The sequence below is a fragment of the Paenibacillus sp. XY044 genome, from assembly GCF_002257645.1.
Taxonomy (GTDB): Bacteria; Bacillota; Bacilli; order Paenibacillales; family Paenibacillaceae; genus Paenibacillus_AQ.
In genome coordinates this window covers 177,766-198,417 of sequence record NZ_NQMO01000001.1, presented here as the reverse complement: position 1 = coordinate 198,417, position 20,652 = coordinate 177,766, and the positions used below count along the sequence as shown (strand labels likewise).

The 20,652-nt window shown below is 54.6% G+C and carries 22 protein-coding genes; 6 read left to right on the top strand and 16 right to left on the bottom strand.

Annotated elements, in window-relative coordinates:
- Positions 1-8 precede the first annotated feature (8 nt).
- A complete protein-coding gene (rplS, locus tag CJP46_RS00940) occupies positions 9-353 on the bottom strand; it encodes a 50S ribosomal protein L19 (RefSeq protein WP_076168209.1) in 345 nt (114 codons plus the stop codon).
- A gap of 336 nt (positions 354-689) precedes the next feature.
- On the opposite strand from rplS, the gene CJP46_RS00935 reads away from it, so the two are divergent.
- Together CJP46_RS00935 and CJP46_RS00930 are read left to right on the top strand one after the other, a co-directional pair.
- A complete protein-coding gene (locus tag CJP46_RS00935) occupies positions 690-1,961 on the top strand; it encodes an MFS transporter (RefSeq protein ID WP_094593742.1) in 1,272 nt (423 codons plus the stop codon).
- Between the two features lie 97 nt (positions 1,962-2,058).
- Positions 2,059-2,607: a helix-turn-helix domain-containing protein gene (locus tag CJP46_RS00930; RefSeq protein WP_094593741.1), complete on the top strand. Its 549-nt coding sequence runs from the start codon at positions 2,059-2,061 to the stop codon at positions 2,605-2,607.
- Positions 2,608-2,719: 112 nt separating this feature from the next.
- On the opposite strand, the gene CJP46_RS00925 is transcribed toward CJP46_RS00930, so the two are convergent.
- From CJP46_RS00925 to trhA, 10 genes are all read right to left on the bottom strand, one after another.
- Entirely contained in the window at positions 2,720-2,962 is a 243-nt protein-coding gene (locus tag CJP46_RS00925) for a hypothetical protein (RefSeq protein ID WP_094593740.1), read from the bottom strand.
- 24 nt (positions 2,963-2,986) lie between these two features.
- Complete coding sequence (locus CJP46_RS00920) at positions 2,987-3,946, bottom strand: GNAT family N-acetyltransferase (RefSeq protein ID WP_094593739.1); 960 nt, start codon at positions 3,944-3,946, stop codon at positions 2,987-2,989.
- Positions 3,947-4,263: 317 nt separating this feature from the next.
- Positions 4,264-5,619 (bottom strand): dipeptidase, encoded by a 1,356-nt coding sequence (locus tag CJP46_RS00915; protein WP_094593738.1) that lies wholly within the window; start codon positions 5,617-5,619, stop codon positions 4,264-4,266.
- A gap of 142 nt (positions 5,620-5,761) precedes the next feature.
- A complete protein-coding gene (gene trmD / locus CJP46_RS00910) occupies positions 5,762-6,523 on the bottom strand; it encodes a tRNA (guanosine(37)-N1)-methyltransferase TrmD (protein WP_094593737.1) in 762 nt (253 codons plus the stop codon).
- A complete protein-coding gene (gene rimM, locus CJP46_RS00905) occupies positions 6,523-7,044 on the bottom strand; it encodes a ribosome maturation factor RimM (RefSeq protein ID WP_094593736.1) in 522 nt (173 codons plus the stop codon). Before rimM ends, trmD begins: the two co-directional genes overlap by 1 nt.
- A 117-nt stretch (positions 7,045-7,161) precedes the next feature.
- Positions 7,162-7,392: a KH domain-containing protein gene (locus CJP46_RS00900; RefSeq protein WP_076168224.1), complete on the bottom strand. Its 231-nt coding sequence runs from the start codon at positions 7,390-7,392 to the stop codon at positions 7,162-7,164.
- A gap of 22 nt (positions 7,393-7,414) precedes the next feature.
- Positions 7,415-7,687, bottom strand: coding sequence for a 30S ribosomal protein S16 (rpsP, locus tag CJP46_RS00895; RefSeq protein ID WP_076168226.1), 273 nt, complete (start codon positions 7,685-7,687; stop codon positions 7,415-7,417).
- Between the two features lie 88 nt (positions 7,688-7,775).
- Complete coding sequence (ffh, locus tag CJP46_RS00890) at positions 7,776-9,158, bottom strand: signal recognition particle protein (RefSeq protein ID WP_094593735.1); 1,383 nt, start codon at positions 9,156-9,158, stop codon at positions 7,776-7,778.
- A 24-nt stretch (positions 9,159-9,182) separates the two neighbouring features.
- Positions 9,183-9,539 (bottom strand): putative DNA-binding protein, encoded by a 357-nt coding sequence (locus CJP46_RS00885; RefSeq protein WP_094593734.1) that lies wholly within the window; start codon positions 9,537-9,539, stop codon positions 9,183-9,185.
- Between the two features lie 126 nt (positions 9,540-9,665).
- Positions 9,666-10,313 (bottom strand): PAQR family membrane homeostasis protein TrhA, encoded by a 648-nt coding sequence (gene trhA / locus CJP46_RS00880; RefSeq protein ID WP_094595005.1) that lies wholly within the window; start codon positions 10,311-10,313, stop codon positions 9,666-9,668.
- Between the two features lie 238 nt (positions 10,314-10,551).
- On the opposite strand from trhA, the gene CJP46_RS00875 reads away from it, so the two are divergent.
- The 4 genes from CJP46_RS00875 to CJP46_RS00860 are packed head-to-tail and all read left to right on the top strand — an operon-like array spanning position 10,552 to position 13,326.
- Positions 10,552-11,565 carry a glycosyltransferase gene (locus tag CJP46_RS00875; protein ID WP_256992236.1) on the top strand — a complete coding sequence of 338 codons (1,014 nt, stop codon included), beginning with the start codon at positions 10,552-10,554 and terminating at the stop codon, positions 11,563-11,565.
- Between the two features lie 25 nt (positions 11,566-11,590).
- The gene (locus CJP46_RS00870) at positions 11,591-12,595 is read left to right on the top strand and encodes a polysaccharide pyruvyl transferase family protein (RefSeq protein WP_094593732.1); all 1,005 of its coding nucleotides are present in this window, start codon (positions 11,591-11,593) and stop codon (positions 12,593-12,595) included.
- Positions 12,596-12,650: 55 nt separating this feature from the next.
- Positions 12,651-13,085: a hypothetical protein gene (locus tag CJP46_RS00865; protein ID WP_094593731.1), complete on the top strand. Its 435-nt coding sequence runs from the start codon at positions 12,651-12,653 to the stop codon at positions 13,083-13,085.
- Positions 13,086-13,122: 37 nt separating this feature from the next.
- Positions 13,123-13,326 carry a hypothetical protein gene (locus tag CJP46_RS00860; RefSeq protein WP_094593730.1) on the top strand — a complete coding sequence of 68 codons (204 nt, stop codon included), beginning with the start codon at positions 13,123-13,125 and terminating at the stop codon, positions 13,324-13,326.
- A gap of 190 nt (positions 13,327-13,516) precedes the next feature.
- On the opposite strand, the gene ftsY is transcribed toward CJP46_RS00860, so the two are convergent.
- The 5 genes from ftsY to acpP form a co-directional block, all read right to left on the bottom strand.
- On the bottom strand, positions 13,517-14,530 hold the full coding sequence (gene ftsY, locus CJP46_RS00855; RefSeq protein WP_094593729.1) for a signal recognition particle-docking protein FtsY: 1,014 nt from the start codon (positions 14,528-14,530) through the stop codon (positions 13,517-13,519).
- Between the two features lie 32 nt (positions 14,531-14,562).
- On the bottom strand, positions 14,563-18,132 hold the full coding sequence (gene smc / locus CJP46_RS00850) for a chromosome segregation protein SMC (protein WP_094593728.1): 3,570 nt from the start codon (positions 18,130-18,132) through the stop codon (positions 14,563-14,565).
- A gap of 156 nt (positions 18,133-18,288) precedes the next feature.
- Positions 18,289-18,996 carry a ribonuclease III gene (rnc, locus tag CJP46_RS00845; protein WP_094593727.1) on the bottom strand — a complete coding sequence of 236 codons (708 nt, stop codon included), beginning with the start codon at positions 18,994-18,996 and terminating at the stop codon, positions 18,289-18,291.
- Positions 18,997-19,008: 12 nt separating this feature from the next.
- Positions 19,009-20,247 carry a beta-ketoacyl-ACP synthase II gene (gene fabF, locus CJP46_RS00840; RefSeq protein WP_094593726.1) on the bottom strand — a complete coding sequence of 413 codons (1,239 nt, stop codon included), beginning with the start codon at positions 20,245-20,247 and terminating at the stop codon, positions 19,009-19,011.
- A 121-nt stretch (positions 20,248-20,368) separates the two neighbouring features.
- Complete coding sequence (acpP, locus tag CJP46_RS00835; RefSeq protein WP_019638123.1) at positions 20,369-20,602, bottom strand: acyl carrier protein; 234 nt, start codon at positions 20,600-20,602, stop codon at positions 20,369-20,371.
- Between the last annotated feature and the right edge of the window lie 50 nt (positions 20,603-20,652).

Genomic DNA, 20,652 nt, shown 5'->3' with positions numbered 1-20,652 from the left:
TTCGCTGATTAACGGCGAATTTCTTTAATTCTTGCTGCTTTACCGCGCAGTTCACGAAGATAGTACAGTTTGGCGCGACGCACTTTACCGTAACGAGCCACTTCGATTTTCTCGATTTTTGGCGAGTTGATTGGGAAAGTTCTTTCCACACCAACACCGTAAGAGATTTTACGCACTGTAAAAGTCTCTGCGATGCCGCCACCGCGACGCTTAATCACAACACCTTCGAACAACTGGATACGCTCGCGGGATCCCTCGATAACCTTAACGTGCACTTTCAAAGTGTCGCCAGGACGAAAGCTAGGGATATCGGTGCGAAGCTGTTCTTTGGTAATCTCTTGTAGGATGTTCATTTAGGACTCCTCCTTCCGTACAGGTGTTCTTGCCTCTTCCGGAAAACCCTCTGTTTTCCTTCATCATCCGCAGCGGACCACCGTATTCCACACAACAGCATTTATTTTAGCATATTTGTTTCATCCTTTGCAACTATAAATCTTTCAGTTTTTGCGCTGGCCGCCCTACTGAAAAACGACTCACAGGATGGCTCTCCTAAACAACGATCACTTCACTCCGAAAAATAGACTGCCCAAATTGTAAAAAACTTCTTGCCAAAATCGAAATAGACGTTAAAATAAATTTATCATTAAAATAATTTTAACGTTAATAAAAACTGAACGGAGATGTCCTTCATGAGCGAAACGGTATTAATCCAGCAAAATCAAGGTGTACGCAGGCTGGCCAAACAGAGATATTATCTATTGTTGATTACCGCTAAGATCATTTCAAGATTCGGGGATTCCGTGGATTCCATCGCCTACAGCTGGATGGTCTACCTGCTTACCGGCTCCGAGCTGTTAATGGGAACGCTGTACGCCATTAACTTCGTTCCAGGCATCGCTTTCAGCATGTTTACCGGTGTCCTGGTCGACCGCTGGTCGAAGAAAAAGGTCGTAATCGTGACGAATGCCGGCCGGGGTATAACGGTAACCGTTACGGCGCTGCTCTATTTCATAGGAGACTTGCAGCCGTGGCACCTTTTTATCTTTACATTCATCAACTCTACGCTCGAATGCTTCTCTACGCCGGCGGAGATGTCCCTCGTTCCCCGCATTCTGCCCAAAGAGCTGCTGCTCAGCGGCAATTCGCTGACCTCGTCCGCGTCCCGCACCGCTGAACTTGCCGGGCTGGCTGCAGCCGGCGGCCTGATCGCCATGCTCGGCATTTCCGGAGCGATGCTGATCGACGCTTTGTCCTTCCTGCTGGCCGCTCTGATGTACGTCTGGATCCGCATCGACCGGGATCAAGAGCAACATGACGATGCAGGCCATTCTCAGGCGGATGAAACGCCATCCTACTGGAGCCAGTTTAAAACCGGCCTAAAGTTCGTTAAGGGCCACAAAATGATGATGATGACCATGCTTTCGGCCGCGTTCGTGAATCTGTGCCTGACGCCCAAAAACGTGCTTGAGCCCGTTTATGTCAAAGAAGTACTACACTCGGGCCCATACGGCCTCAGTTTGATCGGCATCGCCCTGATTACCGGCATGATTATCAGCGGCCTGTGGATCAGCCAGAAAGGCTCCGCTTACCGCAAAAGCAGTCTGATCGTATTCGGATTTTTACTGCTTGGGGTCACGTACAGCCTTCTCTACGTACCCGCGCTCCTTCGGGAATATCCTCTCTATGCCGCGGCCGCCTTTTGCTTCGGCATGGGATTCGCCATTTCGTTTATCAACACGCCGGTGTCCACCTATATGATGGAAGTCACCCCGAAAGCGATGCTTGGCCGGGTCGGGGCGCTGTCGAACACGATCTGCACCTGTGCTATTCCCGTCGGAAGCCTGCTTGCCGGTTGGGCCGGAGCATTTGTCGGGGTCCATGTGCTGTACCTGGTATTTGGGCTGCTGATGCTCATTCCGGGGGCCTATCTCTGGGGTCAGAAAGGGTTTATGAAAATCTAGAGCGAAGGAAACATTTTGTGCTAGGGAGCCATCTCGGCTTATAATGGAAATAAACGATCCGGAAAACAAGATACGGGAAATGTAGAGGTGCACAACATTGGAGACCAAAGAACTGAGCACGATCGAGGAGATCCGGATTTATTCCGATCCATACCGTTTGAAAATATTAAGCTGCTTCCAGAAAGCCGACCAGCCAATGACGATCAAGGATGTTGCCGACAAGCTCGGCGAAGTTCCGGCCAAAGTCTATTACCACGCTAAGAAGCTCGAGAGCATCGGGCTGATCGTCCTCGTGAACACCAAGCAGATCAACGGGATCACGGCCAAATATTATCAGGCCTTCAAAGGATCCGTGCGGATTAAGCGCAGCAAGGACATTGATGAAGCGGCCCAGAAAATCTTCCGGTCCGAAACGCAAAAGCTGCTGGAGGATTTGTATGAGGAGAGCAAGCGAAAGTTTCTCAAGGCCCAGAACCAGGAGGAGCCTGCCGGGAACCTGTTCCACTCGGAGATCTATTTGACGGAAGAGGATGCCAAAGCGTTTTTTGATCAATTGACGGAGTTCTTGGAAAAGCACACCGAGCGCCAGCACCCGGATCAGAAGCTGTACGACGTATTTACCACGATTGCCAAACTGGACGAATAGCCGCATATATGCAACCCAAACCAGCCCCCGGCCGCTTTGCCGGGGGCTGGTTTCGCTCAAGGCGGCGAAGAACGTCGATACGCCGGCGCAGCCCTTCCAATCAGAGGAGGTTTTACAGGAGCTGCCTAGCGGTATACTCATCCTCCTGGGCCACGTACAGGTCGTATTGAGTCATTCCCCTACCAGTAAAGGTGTCCCGGCCGGTCGGCTGGCTCACGATGCGCGAACGATGGCGGATGCCTCCGTTCAGCAGTCTGGACTTGGCCCTCGTATAGCTGTCTGCATTGAAAGATGTGAAGATCAGGATCCGCTCCTTTGGAAAAAAGAACCGCCAAATCGCTTTTGCCGGATTCATGCATCATCCTCCTCTTCGGGTCAGCTACTTCAGTACTTTTTTGCCGATATTATATCCTTTCCACGTCCGAAATCCAAGTTTGGCATAAAAATCCACATATTCCGTCCAATCGATCACCAGATGCTTCATCCCTCTGGCCGTCAGCTCCGCGACCCCGTCCTGAACGATCGCCAGCCCGTAGCCCTTCCCGCGGAACCGGTCGTCCACGCCGAGCGGTCCGATGCCGCCAAGCGGCTCACCGAACAGAGGCGCCCAGTAAGTATTCTGGGCAATCAGCGGAGATTCGCCGTCATTCACGCGGCAGAAGCCGATCATTTCATCTCCCATGAACAGGCCGACGAATTCACGTCCCTGCCCTCCCCGTTCCCAGTAGCACTGCGCTTCGTAATACCAGCGTCCCGGGAAGCATCGCTTGAAGAAACGGAGCATCTCTTCGCGGTCACCCGGCGTAAGCAGCCGCGAGAAGGCGCCGTCCCGATATGCGGGCCGTTTGAGGCCATCGCCCAAGGTTTCGTTCACCAGGTCGAACACCTCGTACAGGTATTCGTACCCGCGGCGCGCAAACCATGACTTAACCTCCGGCAGTGCCAGCGGCACCCCGGGAAAATAGTGCCACGGGTCACGCCCGATGCTGGCCGATACCGCCCCCGCTTCGCGCAAGGCGTTCTCTGCATGGCTGAGCAGCCCCGAGCCAATGCCCTGCCCCTGGACGTCGTGGCGGACGACGATAGCCTGAATCCATCCGCCTCCATCACCCAGCTGCATTTCGCGTGCCGGCTCCTGCCACTTCTTGGCGATCACGTAGCCAAGCAGCTTCCCCTCCCCGTCAACGGCCAGACCGGAAGCGGGGCCATACACGTTCATATCTTCAAAAGTATTTTGCTTCATCAGTTCCGCGCGCATCGGAAAATGACCGCCCAGTTCTCCGTTCCACAGATCACACATAGCGTCAAGCCATTCGGCATCCATCGGAATGATCTTCATGATAACTCCTCCTTCTACAATGGATAGTAAGTGCAAACGAGTCCTGATAAAATCATGTCCATCGACGTGCTTCACGGAAGACAGACTCGTTTCGCTGCTGCTTTTTTTTGCGGGATAAGGATGTTTCAGCAAAGGAATCAAATGTTTCAATATAAAATATTACTACATAATAATTATATTTATTGTGTTATAAAATTTCAATCCAGAATATTTAGGTTTGTGCCTAATAGAAAAATCGCCGGATCCGAGCAGATGCTCTGAACCCAGCGATTTCGTTCCTTACGATCCTTTTCAGATCTCTTTTTTTCAGGAGATCATTATACTCTTTTCAGGAAATCAACGATGGTCAGCAGGCCAAGATCGAAGTTTTCCAAGTTAAAGTGCTCGTTAGGCGCATGCAGGTTTTCGTCGGGAAGGCCAAAGCCCATGCATACGACCGGAGCCGCCAGCACACGGGAGAACGTCTCCACGATCGGGATGGAGCCGCCGTCTCTCGTAAATACGGGACGCGTGCCGTATACTTCCTCGTAGGCTTCTGCCGCTTTTTGCAAAATCGGCGTGGACGGATCGATCGTAAACGCATTGCCCTTCTCGTACTGGATGACGGTAGCTTTGGCGCCTGTCGGTACGTGGCTGTAGATATGCTTTTCGATTTTGTCCAAAATGTCCTGCGGGTCCTGATGGCCCACCAGACGGCACGTGATCTTTGCATGGGCTTCCTTCGGAATGACCGTTTTGCTGCCTTCGCCCTGGAACCCTCCATAGACGCCGTTCAGCTCAAGCGTCGGGCGGGCGCCCGTTCTCTCGGCAAACGTGTATCCTTCTTCCCCGTACAGCTCGTCAAGCCCAAGATCGCGCTTCAGCTTGTTCTCATCACCCGACTGCTTCGCAAACTCCGCATGGTCTGCCTCCGTAAGCCCCGGAACACTTTCATAGAAGCCTTCCACAGCTACGCGGCCCTTGGCATCATGCAGGGAATCGAGCAGGCTGACCATTGCATGCAGCGCATTCGGCACGCCGCCGCCGTAGCTTCCGGAGTGCAGATCCGTATTGGCCGTGTTGATCCGAACTTCCAGCGAGCAGAGTCCGCGAAGCCCGGTGCAGATCGCCGGTTTTCCTTTTTCCAGCAGGGATGTATCCGAGATCAGAACCGCATCGGCTTTCAGCAGCTCCTGCTGTTCTTCCAGAAATTTCGGAAGGTTCGGGCTGCCGACTTCCTCCTCGCCCTCTACGCAAAACTTGATGTTGACCGGAAGCTGCTTCTCCTGCTGCAGAATAGCTTCCACCGCTTTAATATGTAAAAAGATCTGCCCCTTGTCGTCCGTTGCGCCTCTGGCGTACAGCTTGCCGTCGCGTTCCGCCGGCTCGAATGGAGGCGTATCCCATAAGTTCAGCGGGTCTACCGGCTGGACGTCATAGTGCCCATAGACGAGAACCGTCGGCTGGCCCGGTGCATGCAGATGATCCGCATAGACGATCGGATGTCCGCTTGTTTCTTGAATCTTGACGTTCTCAAGGCCCGCCTTTTTCAGCGTCTCCGCCAGCCATTCCGCTGCACGTTTGACGTCCGGCTTATGCTCGGATAATGCGGAAATGCTCGGAATGGACAACCATTCCTTCAATTCGTTCAAATGCTGATCGCGATGGGTTTGAAAATAAGCTTTATAATCCATAGTATCCTCCTGTCATCATCCATTTCAATGGGCATGCGTTTCATGAACTTCATGCTTAAACAACCTTATATCCAGACTAACGCATCTGACGCTAAAAAACCACTCCCTCGCAGAACCCAGGGGTCGTGGTTTTACAGCTCGGTTATTCAAGTCCGGCATCGGTATCCTTCATTCTGCGGAGCTTCTCCAGCGTCTTGCGGTCCTGGTCGGTCAGCTCCACCTCATCCAGCAGATCCGGCCGCCGCTGGAGCGTCCGCTGCAGTGCCTGCTCCCGGCGCCAAGCCTCGATGTTCGCGTGATGCCCGCTCAGAAGCATGTCCGGCACTTTCCAGCCCCGGAACTCCACCGGGCGGGTATAGTGCGGGTACTCCAGCAGACCGGTGCTGAAAGAGTCCGTTACGGCAGACGTTTCGTTGCCCAGCACGCCAGGCAGCAGCCGGGAGACCGCATCGATCACGACCGCCGCCGGAAGTTCGCCCCCGGTCAGCACATAGTCGCCGATCGACAGCTCATCGGTGATGAGGTGCTCGCGAATCCGCTCATCGTATCCCTCGTAATGGCCGCAAATGAAGATCAAATGCTCTTCCTTCGCGAGTTCCTCCGCTTTTTTCTGCGAAAAGGTTTCCCCTTGCGGACACATCAGGATGACTCTTGGCTTGGCCTGATGCCCCGCTTTCTCCAGCAAATCCTCGACAGCCGCGAAGATCGGCTCCGGCTTCAGTACCATTCCTCCGCCTCCGCCATACGGCGTATCGTCGACCGTACCGTGCTTGTTCCCGGAATAATCCCGGAAATTGACGGTATGGAGCGAGATGATTCCTTTCTCCTGGGCTTTGCCGAGAATGCTTGTCCGGAAAACCCCATCCAGCATTTCCGGGAACAGGGTCAGCACATCCACTCTCATTAGTCCAGCAGTCCTTCCATAATATGAACGAGTATTTTTTGCTTCGGAATGTCTACGTCAAGGACGACATCATCAATGACGGGGATGAGGATGCTCTTGCCGCCCTTCGGCTGGACCACCCATACGTCGTTCGCACCGGGCGTTAAAATTTCGGTCACGACCCCAAGTTCCTTGTCTTCATCAGTCACGACGGTACAGCCGATAATTTCGTGGAAGTAATACTCGTCTTCCGGCAGCTCCACGAGATGTTCTTTGCTTACCTTCAGCATGCTGCCTTTCAATTTCTCCACATCGTTAATATTGTCGTAACCGTCCAATTTAATGATGTACATATTTTTATGAAGGCGCGAGGAAAGGACGGTCACTTCGAACGGCTTGCCCCCGTCCTCCGGAATGACCATCAGCTCGCTGCCCTTGGCAAAACGGACCTCGGGGAAATCCGTGTACGACAGCACTTTGATTTCGCCCCTGATGCCGTGGGTGTTGACGATTTTGCCAACCTTATAAAGTGTATCCGGCATGTTCTCCTCCTAGCGAATGGCGCTTCGGCGCGCTTGTATTGCACGTATCTATTGTTTAATCTTCAGCATGCACGAAAAAGGGCTAGGACATGCATCCTAACCCCCTTTCGTATATCTTTAAGATATGATATCCACGGTCACGCGTTTATCCATTTTGACTGCTGCAGAAGTTACGACTGTTCGAAGCGCTTTGGCGATCCGGCCCTGCTTGCCGATGACCTTCCCTACATCCTCGGGATGCACGGTGAGTTCATAGACAATCAGGTGATCCTTCTCTACCGTCTTCACAGCCACCTCTTCAGGATGATCCACCAAAGCCTTAGCAATAACACCAACTAATTCTTCCATAGATAACCCTCACGATCAGTCATTATTTCTGCTGCTTGAGCTCATGGAACTTCTTAAGCACGCCTGCTTTGCTCAGCAGGTTGCGGACTGTGTCGGATGCTTGCGCACCGTTTTGCAGCCACGCCAGTGCTTTATCTTCATCGATTCTTACGTCAGCCGGTTGGTTGACCGGATTGTAGTAACCGATTTCTTCGATAAAACGGCCGTCACGTGGGGAACGGGAATCCGATACCACGATACGGTAGAAAGGAGCTTTATGAGCACCCATGCGTTTCAGACGAATACGTACTGCCACGAAATTCACCTCCTTCAATAAAATAAGTCTTGGGGACAGCCCCTTCATCCATAGTGGAGAGGCGGCTGTCTATATTGAAATGCAGTTATTAACGGAAAGGAAACTTCATGCCGCCTTTGCCGGCTAATCCTTTCAGCTGCTTTAAAGCCTTGCCCTTCGGACCCTTCGGACCCATCATATCCGAGAACTGCTTCATCATCCGGCGCATCTCGTCAAACTGCTTGATCAGCCGGTTAACCTCAGCGAGCGATGTGCCGCTGCCGGTCGCAATCCGCTTACGGCGGTTGTGATTGATGATATCCGGATTCTGTTTCTCTGCCTTCGTCATCGAGAAGACGATGGCCTCAATGCGGCCCATCTGCTTCTCGTCGACCTTCAAATCCTTGGTCTGCTTCAGCTTGCCCATCCCCGGGATCATGTCCATGATCTGGTCGATCGGGCCGAGCTTCTTCACCTGCTCCATCTGCTCCAGGAAATCGTCGAACGTAAACTCGGCGTTACGCATTTTACGTTCCATTTCCTTGGCTTTCTCCGTGTCGATATTCGACTGGGCTTTCTCGATCAGCGAGAGCATGTCGCCCATGCCGAGGATCCGGGAAGCCATCCGTTCCGGATGGAAAGGCTCCAGCGCATCGATCTTCTCGCCGAGCGCCGCAAACTTGATCGGGCAGCCGGTTACGGCCTTAACGGAAAGCGCGGCACCACCGCGGGTATCGCCGTCGAGCTTGGTCAGCACGACGCCCGTCAGGTCCAACTGTTTGTTGAAGTGATCCGCAACGTTGACGGCATCCTGGCCTGTCATCGCGTCCACGACCAGCAGCACCTCATCCGGCTTAACCTCGCTGTGAATTTGGCGGAGCTCTTCCATCAGCTCCTCATCGATATGCAGTCGGCCCGCCGTATCGATGATCAGATAATCGTTACCGTTATCTTTGGCTTGCTGATAAGCCTGCTTCGCGATTTCCACCGGGCTTGTCTTGTCCCCGAGCGTGAATACCGGAACGCCGATCTGGTCACCCAATACCTGAAGCTGCTTGATCGCTGCAGGGCGGTAGATATCGCCGGCCGCCATCAGCGGACGGTGGTTCTGCTTCTGCAGCATCTTCGCCAGCTTGCCGGAGGTCGTCGTCTTACCGGCCCCTTGCAAACCTACCATCATAATGACGGTCGGAGGCTTGTTCGCCTTCGCCAGCTTCGCTTGGCTTCCGCCCATCAGTTCGGTCAGTTCTTTATTTACGATGTCAATGATGACCATGCCCGGCGTGAAGCTCTCCATCACTTCGGTACCAATGGCCTTCTCTTTCACCTTGGCGACGAAATCCTTGACTACCTTAAAGTTAACGTCGGCCTCCAGGAGCGCAAGACGCACCTCGCGCATCGCTTCGTTAACGTCATCCTCGGATACCTTGCCTTTGCCGCGCAGCTTGCTGAACACGTTCTGCAGTCGGCTGGTCAATCCTTCAAATGCCATGAACCGCCACCTCCTTCTAACGCTTTATTCCAATTGCTGCAATTGATTTACGATATGATATATTTTCATTTTATCGGATTCAGACATGCTGCTGGATTCCATAATGCCCCGAAGTTGTTCGAGCTCGCGGCTCCGCTGCTCATGCTTCTGCAGCAGCCCCAGCTTCTCCTCGTACATATCCAGCACCTGCTCAGCCCGCTTGATGTGTTCATAAACGGCCTGGCGGCTGATGTCGAACTCAGCTGCAATCTCCCCAAGGGAGAAATCGTCATGAAAGTAATATTTAAGGAACGTCTGCTGCTTCTCAGTCAACAGCTGTTCGTAGAAATCAAACAAAAGATTGATTCGATTCGTCTTCTCGAGCCGATTCTCCTGACTCACTGAGGGACACTCCCTTCGTCAAGGAAAAACACTTTACAGTTCATTAACGTTCCTTATCATACAGAAAACAAAGAAAGATGTCAAGCAAATATCCTTGTCATCTTCAAATCTTTCTGATTTCTATCTTTACGACCATGGAAGCAGGTAGACCAGCACTGCAAAGAAATGCATCACACTGCCGCCCAGCACGAACAAATGCCAGATCGCATGGTGGTACGGAAAGCCCCGCCATACGTAAAAAATGGTACCCAGCGTGTACAGAATCCCGCCGGCAGCCAGCAGCCAAATGCCTCCGGAAGCTACGGCAGCCGTCAGCGGCCCCCAAGCAACCACGACCAGCCACCCCATAATAATGTAGAAAATCGTAGACATGAACAGAAAACGCTTCGTAAAAAACGCCTTAAACACGCAGCCGAGCAGCGCAATCCCCCAAACGATTGCGAACAGCGACCACCCAAGCGGTCCCCGGATCGCAACCAGCATAAACGGCGTATACGAGCCGGCAATGAACAAGTAAATCGAGGAATGGTCAAAAATTTCGAATAAATCCTTGACCTTACCTTCCTTGAAGCTGTGAACCAAGGTGGAGTTGATGTACAGAATCAGCATCGTCGCCCCGTAGATCGAAAAGCTGACGATGTGCCATGCCGTTCCCTTCATGGAGGAAAACACGATCAGCAGCACCAATGCGGCAATGCTGAGCAGCGCCCCGATGCCGTGGGTAATGGCGTTCGCCACTTCTTCCTTGCGGGTGTAAGTGTGTGTATTAGCCATAAACAACCCTTTCATCTTTCCTATTATTTTCACCATTATAACCTCCAAGCCGCCCGCATTTCCAGTTTCCCCAGGGCTCATCCAGGAAAGCGAGGCTCACATATGACTGACATCCTATCCATGACGGCCAGGCTCTTTTCCCATTTCGGCTGCACTTAGTCCTTTCATCCAATTCTATAAAGCTATCAAAGCATATATTGTAAGCGACTGGTTGAAAGGAGGTATGTAATCTTTGGCAATGATCATTTATCCGAAAACGATGAACTGGAAGTACATGAAGCAGCGGCCGCAGCAGCTCATGACGCAGCTCGGAGCCAGGGGTCACCTCGTATTCTTTGAAAACCTGGCGCCGCTGGACCGTGAATTCATAGAAGTGGAACCGAACGTGTTCTTGTTCACCGACCATCACGCATTTATGAAGAAGCTGAAGAAGCTTCGCGAGAGTCACCCGGTCGTGGGCTGGACCACTTGGGCCAAGCAGCGCACCCGCCTGACTTCCCTCTACCGCCCGAATGCCATCATTTACGACTGCTGCGATGAGTTTCCGCACTGGGCCAAGTATGAAGTGAAGATGGTGGACGCTTCCGATCATTTGGTCTGCACGGCTGAAACCATTCGCACGCGCCTGCAACTGGCCTATCCTGATAAACCGGTTACGCTGATCCCGAACGGAGCCGATGCTTCCTTTTTTGATCCCGGCCTATCGGAACGCCCCCATGACCTTCCGCAGGGGAAAGTCGCCGCCTATATCGGCGCGTGGGCCTACTGGCTCGACCACGATCTGTTCGCGAAAATGGCGTCGCGCTATCCGGACGTGCATTTCGTGTCCATCGGTGCCGCCTACGGCGATATCCCTGATTACGCGCGGCTTCCGAACGTTCATGTGCTGGGCGAGAAGCCTCACACCGAGCTCAAAAAATACCTTAAGCATGTCGACGTCGCTTTAATCCCGTTTCAGTATCACCCCATTACCCTGGCAACCAATCCTGTAAAAGCTTATGAATACATGGCGTCCGGTGTGCCTGTACTGTCGACGGCGCTTCCGGAATGCATTCATATGGAGCCCCATGTCACCACGGCGACGACGCATGACGATTTTATCGCCAAACTGGGCCGGATGCTGGCTGAGCCAGACTCCCCGGAGAAGCGGCAGGCACGGATCGAATATGCGCGGAGCAACCGCTGGGAAGACCGAGGTGGAGCCGCGCATCAGGTCATCATTGACACCCTGCGGCGCAAGACACTGCAGTAGGTTTATGAAAGGAGGCTGTTTAGCATTGAAGATTGGAGCATGCGGTTATTACGGCATGGGAAACTTCGGTGACGATCTGTTTCTGAGAACGCTGCAGCAGGTATTCGAAGGCCATGTCGTGTACCCGTGGACCAGCCGTCTCGATCCAGAGCAAACCGACCGTGTCATTATCGGAGGCGGGGACTTGATCACCCCGTATTCGTTTAACCCTTATTATTTTCCGGATGCGCTCAAGGACCATCCCAAATGGCTGTACGGCGTCGGCGTCGTGGACAACTACCCGGCATCCAGCTGGCCCGCGGAACAGGTTGCCAAATACAGAGCTTATATCCGCACGGCGCAAATGGCCGTATTTCGGGACAGCCGTTCGGCTGATATTGCCGAAAGAGCCGGCTTTCATCAGCATGTTCAGCAGGCTCACGACATTGTATTTGCCTACAGGGAACCTTCCTACCCGGTCAAACGATTCTCCAGCCGGCCGACCATCGGGATGTGCCTGTTTGCTTACCCCTCGTTCCCGCTTGAAAATATGCTGCAGCTGTCGCTCCACCTGATCCGGCAGGGTTACCACCTTGTGCTCATCCCCGTGATCAACCACCCTACCAATATTTACTCTGACCTTGCGGTCTGCCAGCGAATGCTTTCCCGGATCAAGGAGGCCCTCCCGGGGGCATCCGCCGAAACGCTGCCCATGCTGATGGAATTGGATCTGACGTACAGCTATATCCAATCGGTCGATTACTTGATCACCTACAAGCTCCACCCCGCCCTGGCCGCGCTGCGCGCCGGAAAACCGGTGTTCGCCCTGAGCCAGATGCGCAAGGTCGAGAGCCTGCTCGATGCGTTCGGTATGAAAAAGTACTACTGCGATTTCAAACTGCCTTACGAGGAACTGCAAAGCCGAGTCGATGCGTTTCTGAAGGAAAGCCCGAAGGAAGTGAAACTGCAGGAGAAAGCGATCCGCCGGGCGGAGCGGGAAAGCCTGCATCAGCTTCATCGGCTTAAGGAGGAAATGGAGTCTTATCGATAATGTCTCCCTTGCAGGAAAACAACCGCCATTTAATTTAAGGAGGAGAATGGGTGCCATGACGTTTTTCTGGAATCATAAGCACTGGAAAATCCGGATCAGACAGCTGCATGATCAGATTTTGCATCTTAGCCATGAGCTGCATCACGTGAAGGATGATGTTCATCAGATTGAAGCGAAGCTGAATGAGCATTTGTGGGAATGGAAAGAGGTCAAGGCGGAAATCAGACGGCTCGCCAGACGGATCGAGGAACTGGAGTCGCTGGCGGACCGCGTTGCGAGACTGGAAGAAGAAGTCATGACGGGCATCACGGACAATCCTGAGCTGCACGCCTACTTCATCAGCAAGGTCGGCAGCGACGTACGGGTGGATACGGCCAGCACTTCCCTGCATGGCGTCGTGCTGACGGTAGCAGAAGATGCGGTCGAACTCCGAGAAAGCGGTGGCGATCTTCTGATCATTCCGTTCAGCCGGATTACTTCGGTCCAGTAACCTATGAAAATATAAGCAAATCGAAAGGAGAACGACCATGGATTTCAAAGATTTGGTTCGCGGCTTCACGGGCTCGGAGGTGGAAGTCATGACTCCCGGCGACATGATCACCGGCACACTCATCTCGGTAAACGACGCTTCGCTGATGCTGAAGGTTCCGCCGGTCATGTACGGTCCTCCGGGCGACGTGGCCATCGTGCCGCTGCGGTCGGTCGAGTTTGTCAGAGTGCTGACGGGTTAACAAAGGTACCGGGCAAAGGTACCGGGCACCGGCTCTTGACGGTGACCCTCAAGGCCGGTAAGTCCGATTGCTTTATATGACAGAAAAAGATGCGGCAAGGCCAAGATCATGCGCTTGGCGCATTCAAAAAAAGAAGGATGGCATAATGCCATCCTTCTTTTTTTTCTTTGCGCGTCCCTGCTAACGTGGATCAAAGCTGCGTTTCATCCTGCGCTTCGCCTTCCAACTCCTGCTCCTGGATCAGGCCGGCGAACAGCGCATGCACAAACTGCTGGGAATCAAACGGCTGCAGGTCCCCCACCTTCTCGCCAAGGCCAACCAGCTTCACCGGAAGGTTGAGCTCCTGACGGATCGCCACTACGATGCCGCCCTTGGCTGTGCCGTCGAGCTTCGTCAGAACAAGACCCGTGACCCCGCTCTTCTCCCCGAACAGCTTGGCCTGGCTGAGAGCGTTCTGGCCGGTTGTCGCGTCGAGCACCATCAGCACCTCATGCGGAGCGCCGGGAATTTCCCGCTGAATGACGCGGAAAATTTTGTTCAGCTCTTCCATCAGGTTGGTTTTGTTCTGCAGGCGTCCCGCCGTGTCGCAGATCAGCACATCCGCCTGGCGCTGCTTGGCGGCCTGAACCGCGTCAAACATGACCGCGGCCGGGTCGGAGCCGGCATGCTGTTTGATGACCTCTACGCCTGCGCGTTCGCCCCACACTTCGAGCTGCTCGATCGCCCCGGCACGGAAGGTATCGCCGGCGGCAAGAAGCACCTTTTTGCCTTCCTGCTTAAAGCGGTGGGCGAGCTTGCCGATCGTCGTCGTCTTGCCGACGCCGTTGACCCCGACAAACAGGATAACGGTAATGCCGTCTTCGTTCATCCGGAGCGCATTGTCGTCATCGCCGCGCAGCAGCTCCATCAATTTCTGCGAAAGGATCGGCTGCAGCTCCACCGCGTTTTCGATCCGCTGCTTCTTCACTTCGGCGCGCAGATCTTCAATCAGCTCCATGACCGTGTTCACGCCGACATCGGCACCGATCAGAATTTCCTCGAGCTCCTCATAGAACTCCTCGTCGATCTTTTTTCGGCGCGTCATCAGGTCGGTGACCCGCTCCACGAATCCTTTGCGCGTTTTTTCCAATCCGTCCCGGAACTGCTTCGTTACGGACTCGGTTTTGTTTGAAATGCTCTCTCTCAGCTTTCTGAAAAAGCTCATAGGTCTCCTCCATCTCTTGGGGTTGATTATGCTTAGGCAATTTCCGCTTCTTCGTCTTCCAGCCGCACGGACACCAGCTTCGATACGCCGCCCTCTTCCATGGTGACCCCGTACAGAACGTCGGCTTCTTCCATCGTTCCCTTGCGGTGGGTCACGACGATAAACTGGGTCTGTTCGGAAAACTCACGGAGATACTGCGCGAACCGTGTTACGTTCGCCTCGTCGAGCGCCGCTTCGACCTCGTCCAGTACGCAGAACGGCACCGGCTTGACCTGCAAAATCGCAAACAGCAGCGCCATCGCCGTCAGCGCCCTTTCCCCGCCGGAGAGCAGCTGCAGGTTCTGCAGCTTTTTGCCCGGGGGCTGGGCCACAATGTCGATGCCGGTCTCGAGCAGATGCTCCGGATCCAGCAGCACCAGATCCGCCCGGCCTCCGCCGAACAGCTTCACGAAGACAGTGCCGAACTCGCGGCGGATGGCATCAAAGGTATGCTTGAACCGCTTCGACATTTCGTCGTCCATTTCGCGGATGACCTCGTAGAGCGTCGTCTTCGCTTCCACCAGGTCCTGCTTCTGTTCATTCAGGAATTCGTACCGCTCGTTTACCCGTTGGTATTCCTCGATCGCGCCGAGGTTGACGTCGCCCAGCGCGGTGATGCCCCGCTTGAGCTCGCGCACCTCGGTCTGAACGGCAGGCACGTCCTCTGGAATCGGATAACGCTGCTTGGCCAGCTCGTAGCTCAGCTCATAATCTTCGCTGAGTTTCTTGAGGATGTTCTCCAGCTCCACATCAAGCCGGTTCACACCGATTTCGGTCTGGCGCAGCTGATCCTCCACCGCCTTAAGGCGCGTCCGCTGCTCTTTCGTCTCGCTTTCTTCCAGCTCCAGCTTCTTTGACAGCTGCGTCCGGGCCGCCCGCTTGAAGTCCAACTGCTCGGATGTCTGTTCTTTCTTGAGCCGGTACCGGTTCAAATCTTCGATCTGCTGGATGGATTCCTTCGTGTTGGTCTCCAGATCCGCTTCGATCGAAGCGAGCAGCGTCTTCGTTTGGCGCAGCTCTTTATCATGCGAATTGAATTCGCTTTGCATTCGCTTCAACTGCTCCTCCAAGGAGAAGCATTCCTGATCCAGCTTGCCTTCCCTCACCTTGAGCTGGGTCAGCTGGCTCTGCAGCTCCTCCTTCGCCGATTCACTCGCCTTGCGGGCGAATTCGGCAGCATGGATGGCCTGATGCGTCGCCTTTTCTTCTTCCTCCAGCTCGGCCAGCTTCTTCACGGCATTTGCCCGGGCTTCCTCGAGCTGCTTGTTCTCCTCGTTAAAGCCGGTCTTCTCCTGATCAGCCACTTCCGCCTGCTCCAGCACGTGCCGGAGCTCATGCTCCAGCTGCTTCAGGTCGCTGGACAAGCGCTGCTCCTCGATCCGCTTCTCGTCGCCGGACTGGCGCAGCTCGTCCAGCTTGGTCTGCGTTTCCGTCAGCTGAACCTTGACCTCCTGAATGCTCTGGCGGAGCTTGCGCAGCTGGACCTCCGTATCGGCAATTTCCTGATCGAGCTGGTCGAGCTGGCGCTTACGGCCGAGCAGGCTGCTGTTTTTCTTATGCTGGCTGCCGCCCGTCATCGAACCGCCGGCATTGACGACGTCGCCTTCCAGCGTGACAACCCTGTAGCGGTATTGGCATCTGGCGGCAATCCGGTTCGCCACTTCCAGGCTCTCCGCGATAATGACGTTGCCGAGCAGGCTGCCGACGACCGGAGCATACCGGCCTTCGAACTGCACCAGGTCGGCCCCGATGCCGACGAAACCTTCCACGCCTTCCACCATCGAGCGGTCACCGGCCGATATGTTGCGGGGGCGGATGACTTCCAACGGCAGGAAGGTCGCGCGGCCGAGCTGCCGCTGCTTCAGGAAAGAGATCGCCTGGCGCGAGACCGCTTCATTATCCATGACGATGTGCTGAAGGGAAGCGCCGAGCGCGGTTTCCATCGCCAGCTCCAGCTTCTCAGGCACGCGGATGAGCTCGGCCACGGCCCCGTGCACACCGGACAGGATGGAGCGCCGGGACGCTTTCAGCACTTCCTTGACGCCCAGCATAAAGCCGTCAAAATCATCGGCCATCTCCTTCATCGTATCCCGGCGGGATACCTGCGCTTCGCGCTTTTGCTCCCATTTGCGGAGCGTTCCCTGGCTCTCGTCCAGAAGCCGCTGCAGCGATTGATACCGCTCGCTCTCGCTTATGTATCCGCCGCGCAGCTCGCGGATCTCCCCGCCCAGCTTCTCGATGGCCGTATCCAGCTGCTGCTTGCGCTTCTGCAGATCCTCCTTCTGGGTTTCCCACTTGCCGGTCTCCTCCGCGGCACGGTTCATCCGGCGGGACAGCGCCTCCTGCTGCTGATCCGTATAGCGGATCTCGTTGCGGGTCTGCGCCATTTGGTTCATCAGCTCCAGCAGCGTCCCTTTTAACGTTTCTTCCTGCTGCTGGCTGATGCCTCCGGTCACGCCGGCCAGTTTCGATTCCTCGGCCGACAGCTGATCCCGGAGCGCCTTCAGCTCCTCCCGCGAAGCTTCCAGCTTCGACTTCAGCAGGTCGATTTCCGCCCTGCGGTCCTCGAATCTCTCGTCCCCGGCCGTGAGCGACCCGGCCAGCTGCTCCCGGTTGGCTTCCAGGTTCCGCTTGCGTTCGCGGAGCACTTCCGCATAGCCCTCGCTTTTTTCATAAGCTTCGCTGTACTGAAGCAGGTCGCCCTGCAGGGTCTCCACTTCTTCCTCCAGCTTGCGGAGCTGGGCGCGATCGCTCTCAAGCTTGGCGTCATGCGCCGATACGACGGTGGACAGCTGAAGCTGTTCTTCCTGCAGCACGGCCAGCTTGGCGTTGGCTTCGCTCCAGGCGGCGTGGATCTGCTCGATCTGGTACACGTAGAGCGAAATTTCCTTATGCTTCAGCTGCTCCCGCAGCTGCTTGTAGTGAATCGCCTTCTCGGACTGCTCCTTCAGCGGGCCGATCTGATCCTCCAGCTCGACGACCAGATCATGGATCCGAACCAAATTCTGCTCGGTCTCATCCAGCTTGCGGACGGCGTCCTTTTTGCGAGATTTATATTTAACGATGCCCGATGCCTCTTCAAAAATACCTCTGCGGTCTTCGGACCGGGTGCTTAATATTTCCTCAATCCGGCCCTGACCGATAATGGAATATGCCTCTTTGCCGATGCCTGTATCCATGAACAGCTCCGTGATGTCCTTCAGGCGACAGGACTGCTTGTTGATAAAATATTCGCTGTCCCCGCTGCGGTGGACGCGGCGCGTCACGGTCACCTCGTTGAAATCGAGGGACAGGGCATGATCCTCATTATCCAGGGTCAGCGACACCTCGCCGAAATTGACGGCTTTGCGCGCATCGCTTCCCGCAAAGATAATATCCTCCATCTTGCCCCCGCGCAGCGACTTGGCGCTCTGTTCCCCGAGCACCCAGCGGATGCCGTCGGAAATGTTGCTCTTGCCGCTGCCGTTGGGACCGACGACAGCCGTAATCCCGCGGACAAATTCCATTTCCGTTTTATCGGCAAACGATTTGAAACCGGCTAATTCGATCCGTTTTAAAAACATATTCCCTCAATCACCTCTGAACCTAATAATACCACATCATCGCAGCTTGCGAGGACAAGCATATTCCCAATGAATAAAGAGCAAAAAGCAGTCTGAAGGCTCTTCCTGCCATCCACCCGAGAGGCGACTGCTCTTTGCTCTTTGTTTGTCCATGCTTTACAGGGAGCCGTTACCGGCCAGCTTCAACTGCTTCAGCGCTTCGGCCGCAGCCTGCTGCTCCGCTTCTTTCTTCGAGCGGCCCGATCCTCTTCCCACACGCTCATTCCCCATATACACCTCGGAGACAAACTCTCGTTCGTGCGCCGGACCGCGTTCCTCCACAATCCGGTACTCCAGAACACCCATGTTATGGTGCTGCGTCAGCTCCTGCAGCTCCGTCTTGAAATCGCTCATGTGCACCTTGCCGCCCTCTTCCAGGAGCGGAAATACGTAGCGATCCAGAAACGCACGCGCCGCTTCCAGGCCCTGATCGAGGTACAGCGCTCCCACAAACGATTCAAACACGTCCGCGAGCAGGGCAGGGCGGGTTCTCCCACCGGTCAGCTCTTCACCTTTTCCCAGCAGAACGTACTGCCCGAATTCCAGCTTCTCGGCAAATTTCACCAGCGACGGTTCACAGACGATCGCCGCACGCAGCTTGGTCAGCTCTCCTTCGGGTCGGTTCGGAAACAGGTTGTACAAATACTCGGAAACCGTCAGCTCCAGCACGGCGTCGCCCAAAAATTCCAGGCGCTCGTTATCCTGCTGCTGGCTGAAACGGTGCTCATTGACGTAGGAAGCGTGGGTAAAAGCCTGCTTCAACAGCAGCCGATTGTGAAATTGGATTTGAAGTTTCTGTTGTAACTGCTTCAGATCTCCACTCAACAAATCGTCCCCTTACTGCTCGAATTTCTTCAGGATTACAGTGGCGTTGTGGCCGCCGAATCCGAAAGAGTTAGACATGACAACGTCCAAATCAGCCTTTCGTGCAACGTTCGGAACATAATCCAGATCGCATTCCGGATCCGGGTTGTCCAAGTTAATGGTTGGCGCAATCATCTGGTTCTGCAGCGACAAGCCGCAAATGACCGCTTCAACGCCGCCAGCCGCTCCAAGCAGGTGGCCCGTCATCGATTTGGTCGAGCTTACCGCAACCTTGTATGCGTGGTCTCCCAGCGCTTTCTTGATCGCGATCGTCTCGGATCGGTCGCCTACCGGCGTCGATGTGCCGTGTGCGTTGATGTAGTCCACGTCCTCCGGCTGAATGTCCGCATCGCGCAACGCCATGGCCATACAGCGTGCCGGTCCGTCCGGATCCGGTTCGGTCATGTGGTGCGCATCGCCGCTCAGCCCGTAGCCGATCACTTCGGCGATAATGTTGGCTCCGCGTTTTTGCGCATGCTCCAGCGATTCCAGGACCAGAATCCCGGCACCTTCACCCATTACGAAACCGTCACGGCCGATGTCAAACGGACGGCTCGCTTTCTCCGGTTCATCATTGCGGGTGGACATGGCGCGCATCGCGCAGAAGCCAGCCATTCCCGTCGGCCGGATCGTCGCTTCGGCTCCGCCGCAGATCATCACGTCGGCATCGCCGCGCTGAATCAGCTTGTACGAGTCGCCAATGGCGTGCGATCCGGTCGCACACGCCGTCACCGGCGTCGTGTTCGGGCCTTTGGCACCCAGCATGATCGACAATTGGCCGGAGGCCATGTTCGCAATCATCATCGGAATGAAGAACGGGCTGACCCGTTTCGGTCCCTTCTCCAGCAAAACATTATGCTGATCTTCCCACGTGCCGAGACCGCCGATGCCGGAACCGATGGATACGCCCACCCGGTTTGCGTCGGAGTGCTTCTGAATATCCAGCCCGCTGTGCTCAAGGGCCGATTTGCCGGCGACAACGGCTAGCTGGACGAATCGGTCCATCTTGCGCGCTTCCTTCCGGTCCATAAACGCCTCGGGATCAAAATCTTTCACCGAAGCGGCAATCTGTGTTGGATAGTCGGTGACATCAAAGGATTCGATCTGGGACACACCGGATTTGCCTTCCATCAGGTTATTCCAGAAAGTGTCCAAATCGTGGCCCAAAGACGTGACAACGCCCATCCCGGTAACAACCACTCTGTGCATCAAATAAGTTCACCTCTATATAGACAGCATCTGCAAATTCAATCATCCTATTTGTAAAGCCGATTCACTTGGAAAATGAGGAGAAGTCCCGCCTGTAAGAGCAGTACGGGACTTAACAAATGACTTAGGTATGAGATTGTATGTAGTTTACAACTTCACCTACGGTCGTAATTTTCTCTGCATCTTCATCAGAGATTTCCAGATCGAATTCATCTTCCAATTCCATCACCAGTTCAACAACGTCGAGAGAATCAGCACCAAGATCATCTTTAAAAGATGCTTCCAGTGTAACCTCGGCTTCGTCTGCACCCAAGCGATCGACGACAATGCGTTTTACACGCTCCAATACATCGGACATCCGGTTCACCTCCTCTTTGGTATTATACGAGAAATGATTTCAAAATGCCA